Annotated in this window: 11 protein-coding genes; 6 read left to right on the forward strand and 5 right to left on the reverse strand. The window is 62.1% G+C overall.

Annotated elements, in window-relative coordinates; all coding sequences use genetic code 11:
* On the reverse strand, positions 1 to 522 hold a 522-nt coding region (locus PHP59_RS09090; protein ID WP_300166224.1), incomplete at its 3' end, for an adenosylhomocysteinase.
* Between the two features lie 114 nt (positions 523 to 636).
* On the opposite strand from PHP59_RS09090, the gene hisF reads away from it, so the two are divergent.
* Entirely contained in the window at positions 637 to 1,443 is an 807-nt protein-coding gene (hisF, locus tag PHP59_RS09095) for an imidazole glycerol phosphate synthase subunit HisF (RefSeq protein WP_300166226.1), read from the forward strand.
* Here hisF and pheT read toward each other — a convergent pair.
* Genes pheT through endA form a run of 4 tightly spaced genes read right to left on the reverse strand, consistent with a single transcriptional unit; the run spans position 1,400 to position 6,814 of the window.
* Positions 1,400 to 3,040 carry a phenylalanine--tRNA ligase subunit beta gene (gene pheT, locus PHP59_RS09100; protein WP_300166228.1) on the reverse strand — a complete coding sequence of 547 codons (1,641 nt, stop codon included), beginning with the start codon at positions 3,038 to 3,040 and terminating at the stop codon, positions 1,400 to 1,402. The two genes, hisF and pheT, sit on opposite strands and share 44 nt — an antisense overlap.
* A gap of 3 nt (positions 3,041 to 3,043) precedes the next feature.
* On the reverse strand, positions 3,044 to 4,477 hold the full coding sequence (locus tag PHP59_RS09105) for a phenylalanine--tRNA ligase subunit alpha (RefSeq protein ID WP_300166230.1): 1,434 nt from the start codon (positions 4,475 to 4,477) through the stop codon (positions 3,044 to 3,046).
* Positions 4,477 to 5,730, reverse strand: a complete 1,254-nt coding sequence (locus PHP59_RS09110; RefSeq protein WP_300166232.1) for a tryptophan--tRNA ligase — start codon at positions 5,728 to 5,730, stop codon at positions 4,477 to 4,479. The genes PHP59_RS09105 and PHP59_RS09110 overlap by 1 nt, the downstream gene beginning before the upstream one ends.
* A gap of 10 nt (positions 5,731 to 5,740) precedes the next feature.
* Entirely contained in the window at positions 5,741 to 6,814 is a 1,074-nt protein-coding gene (endA, locus tag PHP59_RS09115; protein WP_366943743.1) for a tRNA-intron lyase, read from the reverse strand.
* A gap of 178 nt (positions 6,815 to 6,992) precedes the next feature.
* Between endA and PHP59_RS09120 the strand changes: the two genes are divergently transcribed.
* The 5 genes from PHP59_RS09120 (at position 6,993) to PHP59_RS09140 (ending at position 10,517) form a co-directional block, all read left to right on the forward strand.
* A complete protein-coding gene (locus PHP59_RS09120; RefSeq protein ID WP_300166234.1) occupies positions 6,993 to 7,361 on the forward strand; it encodes a response regulator in 369 nt (122 codons plus the stop codon).
* Positions 7,361 to 7,963: a chemotaxis protein CheX gene (locus PHP59_RS09125; protein WP_300166236.1), complete on the forward strand. Its 603-nt coding sequence runs from the start codon at positions 7,361 to 7,363 to the stop codon at positions 7,961 to 7,963. The genes PHP59_RS09120 and PHP59_RS09125 overlap by 1 nt, the downstream gene beginning before the upstream one ends.
* Positions 7,964 to 7,966: 3 nt before the next feature.
* Positions 7,967 to 8,716 (forward strand): PAS domain-containing protein, encoded by a 750-nt coding sequence (locus PHP59_RS09130; protein WP_300166238.1) that lies wholly within the window; start codon positions 7,967 to 7,969, stop codon positions 8,714 to 8,716.
* Positions 8,713 to 9,288: a hypothetical protein gene (locus PHP59_RS09135; RefSeq protein ID WP_300166240.1), complete on the forward strand. Its 576-nt coding sequence runs from the start codon at positions 8,713 to 8,715 to the stop codon at positions 9,286 to 9,288. The genes PHP59_RS09130 and PHP59_RS09135 overlap by 4 nt, the downstream gene beginning before the upstream one ends.
* Positions 9,289 to 9,605: 317 nt before the next feature.
* Positions 9,606 to 10,517: a metallophosphoesterase gene (locus tag PHP59_RS09140; protein ID WP_300166242.1), complete on the forward strand. Its 912-nt coding sequence runs from the start codon at positions 9,606 to 9,608 to the stop codon at positions 10,515 to 10,517.
* Positions 10,518 to 10,880 lie beyond the last annotated feature (363 nt).

Below are 10,880 nucleotides of genomic sequence, written 5' to 3' on the forward strand. Positions count from 1 at the left end.
GTCGAAGTGGCGTTTCATCGGGGTGTCGTTCACCGCGACCACCGGGAACTTCAGCGCGCCTTCGGCCGCCATCGAGCGGAGGCGGTGGATGCCGGTCGTCGTCTCTTCGCAGCCGCCGATCACGTTCGCGAGAAGTTCCTGCCTGCGAGTGTGGAGCTCGAAGATGAGGTCCATGCCGTCGTCGATGGTGATCACCGGGTGCGCGTCGAGGACCTTGTTGATCGCCGCGTAGTACTCTTCATTCGAGCACGCCCGCTTCGCATAGCAGTGCACGCCCGGCACCTCGCCGAGGGCCTCGGCCACGTCGTCCTGGGTGGAGAGGGGGTTGCAGCCGGTGATGTACACCTCGGCCCCGCCTGCCGCCAGGGTCTCGACAAGGACGGCGGTCTTTGCCTCCACATGGAGGGCCATCCCGATGGTCACGCCCGCGAGGGGCTTCGTCTCCTCGAATTCCTTTCTGATGCTGCCGAGCACCGGCATGTACTGCCGTGCCCAGTCCATCTTCTGCTGACCGGTCTTCATAGCCTCACCTGACGTCTTCCCATATAGGTGGACGCGCATCCACTTGAAAGGTGACGGTCAGGCCTGGCGGCCCCCTCCCAAATGCTGATTATCCCCGCGGTCAGAGAAGTTCGCATGGCACTCACCAAACGGATCATCCCCTGCCTGGACATCAAGAACGGCAGAGTGGTGAAGGGGACGCACTTCGAGGGACTCCGCGACGCCGGCGACCCGGTCGAACTTGCGGCGCGCTACAACGAGCAGGGAGCGGACGAGGTGGTCTTCCTGGACATCACGGCCTCGAAGGAAGGGCGGGGCACGATCATCCCGGTCATCGAGCGTGCCGCCGACGAACTCTTCCTCCCCCTCACCGTCGGGGGCGGGATCAGGACACTCGACGACATCACCAGGATCCTCAGGGCCGGCGCGGACAAGGTCTCCATCAACACGAGCGCGGTGGACGACCCCACCCTGATCACCAGGGCCGCGGAGCGCTTCGGCACCCAGTGCGTCGTCGTCGCCATCGACGTGCGGGCCAACCCGGCGATGAAGGACGGCGCCACTCCCATTACCCTCGCCGACGGCCGGACCGTCTGGTATGAGGTGGTGACCATGGGCGGGTCGCACCCGACAGGCATTGACGCGATTCGGTGGGCAAAAGAGGTTGAGGAAAGGGGCGCCGGCGAGATCCTGCTCACGAGCATGGAGACTGACGGCACGAAAAACGGGTTCGATATCCCGGTCACCCGCGCCGTCTCTGAGAGTGTCGGCATCCCGGTCATCGCCAGCGGCGGCGTCGGGACGCTGGAGCATTTCAGGGACGGCTTCGCCATTGGAAAAGCGGACGCCTGCCTTGCGGCAAGCGTCTTCCACTATGGCGAGATGACCGTCAGCCAGGTCAAGGAGTACCTGGCCGGGCAGGGTATCCAGGTACGGCTCTGAGGTCGAGTTCGAGGGCCGCCACCGGGTGCTCCAGGGAGAAGGCGACGAGCACCTCGGGGTGGACCTCGCCGAAGACACCCACTTTTTTGCCGTCCACCAGGACGTCGCCGCGCCTGCCTTCGATGAAAGCCGGGTCCGCAGACTCGACGAACTCCGGGGAGAGGCCGCACTCGCGGCAGAAGGCGTCCATCATCGCATAGGCCTCGGAGAAGTCGGCGCCCGGGTGGATGGAGACGGCGGCGACGCTCTGCATCGTCTTCACGCCGCGGATGATGTCGCCGGTCGCAAAGAGGCGCTGCGGGAGTTCGCGGTGGCAGTTGATCTCCAGGATCTCCATGAGCAGGGGAAGGATCTCGGTCCTTACCACGCTCTGGTCCTCTGAGATCGGTTTGGAGACCCTGAGAAGGTCGGGCGAGGTCTCGCGCCGCATCTGTCCGTAGAGCACCCTCTCCGAGGTGAGGGTGAAGGGCATGACCTCCAGGTAGCCGAGGCCTGTGAGGATGGACCTGACCTGCCTCTCGACGACCGCGATCGGGTGTTCCTTGCCGGTGGTGAAGGTCTGCGGCAGGGCGGCGTCGATATTGTCGAAGCCGTAGGCGACGGCCACGTCCTCGAAGATGTCCCAGTCGTGCATGATGTCGGCCCGGTACGGGGGCACGAGCACCCGCAGTTTCCCGTCTGGCAGGGGTTCGGCGCCGAAGCGCATCTTCCGGAGGAGGGCGGCCATCTCCTCCGCATCGATATCGATCCCGATGAGGCGGCGGCAGGTGTCGACGCTCACGATACGCTCCACAGGGGAGAGGTCGGGGTACGGCGTGCCGTCGATATCGACGCTCTCGATCGTCGCCCCGGCCTCGGCGAGGGCGGTGCAGATGATGTGCGCCGCCATGCGGACGGACTTCGGGTCCGTGCCTGTGCAGTCGAGGAGGATGTTCCTCGTCTCCGTCGTGACCTTGGTCAGTTCGCCGTTGATGATCGGCGGGAAGGAGAGGACATTCTCGTCGGCATCGACGATCAGGGGGAAGCGGTCGAAGGCGTCGACCAGGTGGGCATAGTCCCTCCCCTTCGGGTGCCGTTCCAGTATCTCCTCCATCGAGAGTTCTTCCTGGAAGTCGAGGGGGACGAAGCGGCGGTCGCGGGGTGCGGCAAGATAGCGGAAGGGCGGTCTGACCCTGTCGAGGTCGTGGACGCCGATCGCCACCTTCCGCCTGCCCCGGCCGATCGCCCAGTGGAGGGACTCCTGCAGGCCCATCAGGCTCTCGATCCCGGCCTCGTCCAGACGGACGTTCCTGATCACGGCGGAGCCGAGATAGGGGCGGATCTGACGGAGGGCCGGGTCGACGGTGAAGGAGATGCCCGAGGGAGTGACCGGGTACTCCGGGAGGCCCTCCTCGATCCCGAGGAATCCGCGCATCGCCCTTGCCACGCCTTCGGTCGAGTACAGGTCCACACGGTCGGGGAAGAACTCCACGTCCACGTGGTCGTCGAAGGTCCGCTCGATGTCGGAACCGATCATCGGCAGGCGCTCCAGGATCGTCTTCCTGTCGGTGCCGGTGAGGCGTTCGAGATATGCGTAGTTGAGGGATATGATTGCCATGTCTCACTCCTCCTTCCTGATCACAGGGCTCTCCCTGATCCAGTCGATGTCGCTCCGATACAGTTGCCTGAGGTCTTTCAGGCCCAGCTTCAGCATCGCCACGCGGGAGATGCCGAGGCCCCATGCAAGGACCGGCGTCTCGATACCCCAGGGGGCGGTGACCTCCTCCCTGAAGATACCGGCGCCGCCGAGTTCCACCCAGCCGAGGCCGTCCACCCAGACCTCGGGCTCGACCGAGGGCTCGGTGTACGGGAAGTAGCCGGGGCGGAAGCGGACGTTCTCAAAGCCCATCCTCCCGTAGAACTCCTTGAGGTAGCCGAGGAGGTGGCGGAAGGAGACGTCCTCGTCCATGACGATCCCCTCGAGCTGCTCGAACTCGGGGGTGTGGGTCGGGTCGATCGCCTCGCGCCTGTAGACACGGCCGAGGGCGAAGGCCTTGACAGGGGGTTCGGGGTGGTCGATGAGGTACCTGATGGAGAAGGGGGTGGTGTGGGTGCGGAGCACGCACTGCTGCGGGACCTCGGTGCTCCAGACGCCGCCCCATCCCGTCGACGAGGTCGTGCCGCCGTGCTCGTGCATGTCGCGCACGCCCTCATATCCCGCGGGCAGGGGCTCTTTCATGTCCAGGTAGAAGGTGTCCTGCATCTCGCGGGCCGGGTGGTCCTGCGGCTGGAAGAGGGCGTCGAAGTCCCAGAAGGCGGAGAGGACGATCTCGCCCTGCATCTCCACAAAGCCCATGTCCAGGAGGATCCTCTTCACCTCGTCGATGATCCTCTGGTACGGGTGGGACTTGCCCGGCCAGACGCGCTTTGGCGGCGTCGAGAGGCTGTACTTTCTCAGGTTCGCGGTCCGCCAGGAACCGTCGAGGATCTGCTCCCGCGTCAGGGTGCCTGTCTCCTCGACGAGGTCGAGGCCGGCGGCGACAAGGGCGCGGCCCTCCGGCGTGATCGCGATCCTGTAGGCCACCTCTTCGTGCTCCTCGACGAGGTTCCTCTTCAGGAGTTCGGCGATGCCCGGCATCCCCTCCTTCGGGTCTGCAAGGGCGACCTCGTCCTCGCCCGGCGCGGCCTCGCCCGTCTTCTCCGCGACGCCCTTCGTGATCGCGATCCAGCCCTTCTTCCTGAGCCAGCCGATCCCGATCCTGGAGAGGGGATGGCCCTGGAGGTCCTTCATCGAGATGGAGCCCTCGAAGGAGTCCAGGATCTGCCTCTCGGGGAGACCGTGCTCCCTGTACTCCGTCCCCTCGGGGGTGAGGGAATAGGTCTTCGCGCTCGTCCGCGTCACCGCGGCCAGGCCGCGGTCGGCGCAGAGGTGGGCATGCTGGACGGCCGCCTCCTCGGTCGTGCCGAGGGCCGCGGCCAGGGCGGCCGCACTGCCCTCGCCCATCGGAGCAAGGGCGACAAGGAGCCGCTTTTCATTCAGGGTGAGATCTGCCATTATCCATCCACCAGGTGTGCTGTTTCGTCCATCTTCTCTCTGAGATCCATTAAGTACTCCTTCGTCCTCTCGAAGGTCTCCTTCTTGCAGGTGCCGCACATCATCTCGCCGGCCCGGCACTTCCTGCAGATCTCGGCGAGTTCCCCGTCGTCAGGGGCCATGTGGAAGAGGTTGAGGAGATAGACAGAGCACTTCTCCGGTTCGCCGCCGAGTTTCTTCTGCTCTTCAAGGGTCATGCGCCCGCCGGTGAGGGAGGCCATCACCTTTTTCTTGAGGTCTTTCTCCGTCTCCCAGAAGGAGATGAAACTCTCCGGCACGCTCGACGACATCTTGCCGCCCTGCAGGCCCGGCATGAAGGTGTGGTAGGTGGCCGAGGGGAGGACGAAGCCGAAACCGCCCTGCTCGATCTCGATCGCCCGCACCTTCTCCTCGACAGCATCGCAGGAGGCGCCCGGGATATCCACGTGGCCCTCGTACTTTTTCGAGCCGGGGAAGGCACGGTGGACGGCCTCGATCGCCGCTTCGGGTGCGTTCTTCGAGCGGACGCTGATGCAGCCGTCCCGGCGTTCGACCAGGAACATCCGGAGTTTATAGGCGACGTCGCGGGTCAGCCTGATATGGGGGTCCTGGTCGATCCCGACAGGGACGACGGTGGGGGAGGGGCCGCAGTCGAGCTGCGGGAAGAGGATGTCCCCCACCTGGGTTGCCACGCTCATCGCGTGGGCGAGGGCGGTATCCTGCGTAAAGCCGTAGATCGCCTGAAGTTCGGAGAAGTTGATCTTCGTCGCCGCCTCGAAGGCGAGGTCTTTCAGGCGTGTGTTCTCGCTCTGGTAGTAGGTCGTCCCCTCATAGCCGAGGGCGTACAGGCAGGCGAGGTATTCCCGGCCGTACTCCCTGCACTGCGTCCACGACATCCCGCGGACGGCGTGGGCCTCGCGGTCGGCGACGCCGATATAGCCTCTGCCACCCTGCTGCACATGCCAGACCACCTCTTTCATCACCATGAGGTGGCCGAGGTGCGGGTGGCCCGAGGGCATGAACCCGGTCATGACATTGAATGGCGATCCTGTCCGGATCGCATCGGCGATCCTCCCGTAGTCACGGTGCCCCACGACGATCCCCCGCCGCATGAAGGACGGGACCTCGGGGAGGCCTGAGGTGGCGGTGCCAATCGGTTCGATGCCGAAATCGGAGAAGAGTTTTTCGACATCGACCGTCTGGCTGCTGGCCCATGGATTGATCCCCTGCTGCATAAGTCAGATCTCACAGTTTTATTCGTGCAAATTCGATATACTGAATGCCGTCCATATGTACACAGGCAAACAACATCTTCTTTTTGACACTGTGCGCCAGGCGGACCGAGCGTGAAATGACGGCCATGGTGAGGGCGGTGCCTGAGGGAATGGCATGGGCGAGCATGAGAGAGTGCTTGACCCCTTCGCCATAGACCCTGAAGTGGTGGCCGAACTTGTACCCGGTCTTCGGCGCATAGCCGCGCCTGCGCAGGTCGGTATAGACGACGACCTTCTCTGCAAGTTCGCCGTCGGTCGCAGCGGCGACGGCATGATACCTGTCGTGGCCAAAAGGCGAACCTTCCTGACCGAGGGTGAGCCTGCCCTCGTCCATGAGGAAGAGTGCCTCCACCGGGGAGAGCATGGTCAGCTCGGGATCGAGGGGTTTGCCATAGCCTTCAGTCTCGAGCCAGGGGGCGGCCGCGGCTCTCACCAGGACGACCGCACCGAAAGCCTCGCCTTCCACCGTCGCCGTCGCTCCGGGTGTCTCCGAACCGGCGAGGTGGTTGGTCTTCACCTCATAGTAGGTGAGTTCGCCCTCGTCGTCCACCGCCGCTATAAGGTACTGCTTGCGCATATTCCCGGCCGTCGCCACTTCGGCGACGATACGGTCGAAGTCCACCAGGTCGCGTTCGGCGAGCACCCGGATCAGGTACAGGGACTGACCCTTGCCCGGCCTCTCGCCGCGTTTGAAGACCCGGAAGTCATGCGGCCCGGTCTGGAGGGCGTAGCCTCTCTCCCTGAGATCGCGGTAAACGAGGTACCGCCGGAAAAAACCCGGCTCTCGGGAGAGTTCTGTAAGGAGGCCGGAGAAATCGAAGCCTTCAAGGTCGATCCTCTTCCGCCAGAGGAGGTACAGTCCCTCCTCCGGGGAGAGACGGAGCCCGCCCTTCTCAGGCCGCCCGTAGCCCCCGCTCTCATAGAGCGAGGTGTCCTGTTTCAGATAGAGGTTGCTGCCGTCGAATGTTGCCTTCACGTGAAAGATACGTGGGGTGGCAGGGAATATATAGAAGACGACCTGCCCCACGGGCAGGTCGTCTGCCATGTTCAGGGCAGGATTACCCGGGATAACAAAATTATGAGAGAAAAATATGATAATCAGGGAATAGATATTCAGGATGGCGATCCGGCCCAATAAACAGTCATGGTGGAAGAATATTTCCTTCACCAGAACGACTATTACCACCTGATACCAAATCATTCGGGGCAGAGAGTTGAAGACGATGCCACGTATTTTAATCACAGATGACTCGTCCTTTCAGAGAAAGATCATCTCGTCCATCCTCGACAAAGAGGGTTTTGAGACGGTCTGCGCCAGGAACGGACGTGAAGGGCTGGACCTTGCAGCCGAAAATCCACCCGATCTGATCATCCTTGACCTCCTGATGCCTGAGATGGACGGTTTCGAAATGATGAAGCAGCTCCGTGACCGCGGGCTGACGACCCCGGTCATCATCCTGACCGCGGACATTCAGGAGTCGACCCTGGACACATGCCGTAAGATGGGCGCGAGGGCATGCCTCAACAAACCGCTGAAAAAAGACGATTTTCTGGTGACTATCAGAGATATACTCGATCAGGGCGGGATCTGATGGACGTCGACCCCGAAGATATCGACGCCATAAAGGAACTCGTGAACATCGGCGTCGGCAGAGCGGCGGCGATGCTCAACGAGATCACCTGCTCCCATATCACCCTGCAGGTGCCGACGCTCCAGGTGATCGGCATCGACGAACTCGACCGGGTTGACGGGCTTTCCGGCCCGCAAAGTGCCGCAACGGTAAAGATAGATTTCAGGGGTTTTTTCACCGGCACGACCGCCCTGATCTTTCCTCCCGAAAGTGCCGCGGCCCTGGTGACGGCGATCACCGGCGAGGAGGAGGACCAGCCCGAACTTGATGCACTCAGGACGGAGACACTGATGGAGGTCGGGAACATCTTCATCAACGGGGTCATGGGATCGATCGGGAATGTCCTTGGTCAGCAGATCACCTACACGCCCCCGACATATGTCGAGGACACGATCGCAAATATTGCCCGGGCAACACGTTTCGACCCGGACGAGAGGGTTCTTCTCGCCAACACCAGGTTCTTCGTCGAAGAGATCAATGTCGAAGGCGTCATCGCAATGATCCTGGAGATCGGATCTCTGGACGTCCTCCTCGGCAGGATCGCCTCTGTCAGGGGAGATTGATAGATGGAGACGCGTGGGTCTGCTGGCGCATGGCAGGGGATGGACTTCCTGCCGGTCGGCATATGCATCATCGATCCGGAGTTCAGGGTCTGTTACTGGAACGCCTGCCTGGAGGAGTGGACCGGGATCCCCGCAGACGAGATACGGGGAGAGGAGATAACCTTCCGCTTCCCGTCCCTGAAAAGGCCGGTTATCACCGAACGGATCAATCAGGTCATGCAAGGGGGCGCACCGATCGTCTTCTCCTCCCAGATCCACCACTATCTCATCCCCTCATGCCTTCCTGACGGAAAAATGCGGATCCAGCGCACCACCCTGATCCCGGTCGCCAGCGAAGAAGAAGGGAGATCAAATGTCATGATCGTCTGCGAGGACGTGAGCACCCTGACCCGCGAGGTGGTGGCGTACAGGGCGACGAAAAACAATCTTACACACGAACTTGAGGAGCGGATAAAAGCAGAAAAAGAACTGAAGGCCGCCCAGGAGGCACTCCTCGCGTATCTCATAGAGAGCGCGTCGCGGGTCATGCACCCGGCAGAGACTGTCAGGGCAGATCTGGAGGGGATCATCGGCGATCTGGATACAGGGGACTGGCGTCCGGAGGAGATCAGGATGCAACTCCAGGTGGAGATCGGCACAATCAGGGCGATCGAAGAGAATCTGGCAGAACTTATCAAGGCAGCCACCGGGGGACGCCGGGATATCCCGGAAATTTTCAGAAAATTCCTGCTGGAAAAGGGATACGAATCATGAGCATCTCGCTGCCCGGTCTTGAAGACGCTGCGGTCTACCTCGCCCTATCCAGTCCGAAGACGCTCAGGGACGCAAATGTCGCCCTTGTCGATGAGATCGTGAGACAGGGGTTCAGGGCGGTCGTCATCACCGTCAGCCAGCCCTCACAGATACTCATGCAGGTCTATACTCGCCGCGGCATCGATACCTCAAGGGTCTCCTTTATCGACGCGATCACGAAGTACGCCCTCGGAACGACACCGCCACCCCGGGAAAACACGGCCTTTGTCAGCAACCCGCGGGACCTGACCAGCCTCAGCATCGCGATCACCGAGATGCTCAGGACATACCCGGAAGAGCGTACATGCTATCTCATCGACTCGGTCACCACGATGCTCATCCACCTCTCCTCAGAGGACGTCTCGAAGTTCATCCACTTCGCATCGGCGAAGCTCGGCATCATGGACACGCCCCTCATCTTCCTCGCCGCCGAGAACAGTCTCAGCCCGATCCTCCTCGACCACCTGCTCACCTTCTCCAGCGAAGTGATCAGGATCGAGGCCCCGGTCTTCCCGCAAGTCTCATCCTCATAACCGGCGACAGGCAGAAGGGGATTTATCATTACGAGTATAGAGAGAGGCGACCCTCTGCGGCGGTGATTTTTTGCCGATTCCCACCGCGACCCTGCCCGCCCCGCGCTCTGTGCAGGAAGTGCGGATCGGCAGGAGGATGCACCCCTATAGATAGCCTTCGACGAGGAAAAAATAGAAAGAAACTGATTTTTTGCAGGATGGGTCGTGAAAAATCCGGGCATGGACAAAAAATCCCCTCACACATTCCCGTCCTGATCCCTCCGGCATGCCACCACACCATCCCCTATATATGCACCAGATCAAAAATCGGAAGTATCATGGGGATCGGACTGCCTCGCCTGAAACATCCCGGCTATGCCTTCATCGCCATCGCTCTCCTCGTCTGCACACCCGCGACCCTCGGGTACATGGCCCTCGAAGGGCAGAGTTCCTCCGTCACCACCCTCTCCTTCGACAACGCCCCCGAGGGAGGGGTCGTGTTCATCGCAGACCCCCACCTGAGGGCGGAGACTCTCGACCATACCAGACGGATGATCCAGGAGATCAATGCCCTCCATCCCTCGGTCGTGCTCATCGGCGGGGATTTCGTCTATGACGAAGAGGCAGACCTCTCCCTCCAGCAGGTCTGGCAGGAGATCGACGCCCCCGTGTACGCCGTCCTCGGCAACCACGACTACAAGTCGGGCACGGACGCCTTCAGCGGACTGCAGAGGGTCGCGGCCATCAAAGAGACCGTCAGGACGGCGGCAGGCTACGACATGAGCACGCTCAGGGACGGGACGGCCGACGTCGCATTCGCCGACTCGGTCGAGGCAGAACTTGAAAAGAACGGCGTCACGGTGTTGAGAAACGAATATGTCACCCTGGACGTCAACGGCACCAGCCTCCGCATCGTCGGCGTGGACGACGGCTGGGCCGGCATGGCAGACCCGCCCTCGGTGCCGGAGGATGACGATGCCTTCACGATCTACATGGTCCACGAGCCAGAGTGCCGGGCCGACTGGGACGCCGACCTCATCCTTGCCGGCCACACCCACGGCGGGCAGGTCATGATACCGGGCGTCAAGGACCTGAACGACCGGGGCGTCATCGAACTCTCCGGCCTCGTCCAGAAGGGCGGGGCGCCGGTGTACATCAGCCGCGGCATCGGCACCTCCAACCTCAGGACAGACCTGCGTTTCAATGCCCCGCCCGAGATCGTCGTGATCAGCCCGACCGGGTCTCGATAAAAGATCTGGAGAAGCCCTCGCGTAGAGGGATGACAATCACCCTCAGATCTCCGTTCTCTCTTCCCGGACCAATCCTATGAAGGGGGTCATGGGGCTTCGCCCCGGCGGGTGAGAGAGGGAAGGCGGTGGACACGCGCTCTTCGGCGGGATCGGAGAGGTGTCCCAAAAACAGAGCATGCGGTGTTCTCCGGTATCCCTATACCTTCTTTTCTGGAGCAGGGTTCAGGAAAAACAGGGCCATCTCCTCCTTCGTCAGCCTCCGCAGGTAGAAGTTCCCGACCGCGGCGATGATGACCGCCCCGACGAGATCGAAGATCAGGTCGGTCATTGTGTCGTCGAGGCCGTGCTGGAGGACGGTCCCGA

Source organism: Methanofollis sp., from assembly GCF_028702905.1.
Taxonomy (GTDB): Archaea; Halobacteriota; Methanomicrobia; order Methanomicrobiales; family Methanofollaceae; genus Methanofollis.

Excerpts from the sequence above, each read along its gene's own strand:
- hisF (WP_300166226.1), top strand. The coding sequence starts at position 637 with ATGGCACTCACCAAACGGATCATCCCCTGCCTGGACATCAAGAACGGC.
- PHP59_RS09135 (WP_300166240.1), top strand. The coding sequence starts at position 8,713 with ATGAGCATCTCGCTGCCCGGTCTTGAAGACGCTGCGGTCTACCTCGCC.
- PHP59_RS09120 (WP_300166234.1), top strand. The coding sequence starts at position 6,993 with ATGCCACGTATTTTAATCACAGATGACTCGTCCTTTCAGAGAAAGATC.
- PHP59_RS09140 (WP_300166242.1), top strand. The coding sequence starts at position 9,606 with ATGGGGATCGGACTGCCTCGCCTGAAACATCCCGGCTATGCCTTCATC.
- PHP59_RS09125 (WP_300166236.1), top strand. The coding sequence starts at position 7,361 with ATGGACGTCGACCCCGAAGATATCGACGCCATAAAGGAACTCGTGAAC.
- PHP59_RS09130 (WP_300166238.1), top strand. The coding sequence starts at position 7,967 with ATGGAGACGCGTGGGTCTGCTGGCGCATGGCAGGGGATGGACTTCCTG.
- PHP59_RS09110 (WP_300166232.1), bottom strand. The coding sequence starts at position 5,730 with ATGCAGCAGGGGATCAATCCATGGGCCAGCAGCCAGACGGTCGATGTC.
- PHP59_RS09105 (WP_300166230.1), bottom strand. The coding sequence starts at position 4,477 with ATGGCAGATCTCACCCTGAATGAAAAGCGGCTCCTTGTCGCCCTTGCT.
- endA (WP_366943743.1), bottom strand. The coding sequence starts at position 6,814 with ATGGCAGACGACCTGCCCGTGGGGCAGGTCGTCTTCTATATATTCCCT.
- pheT (WP_300166228.1), bottom strand. The coding sequence starts at position 3,040 with ATGGCAATCATATCCCTCAACTACGCATATCTCGAACGCCTCACCGGC.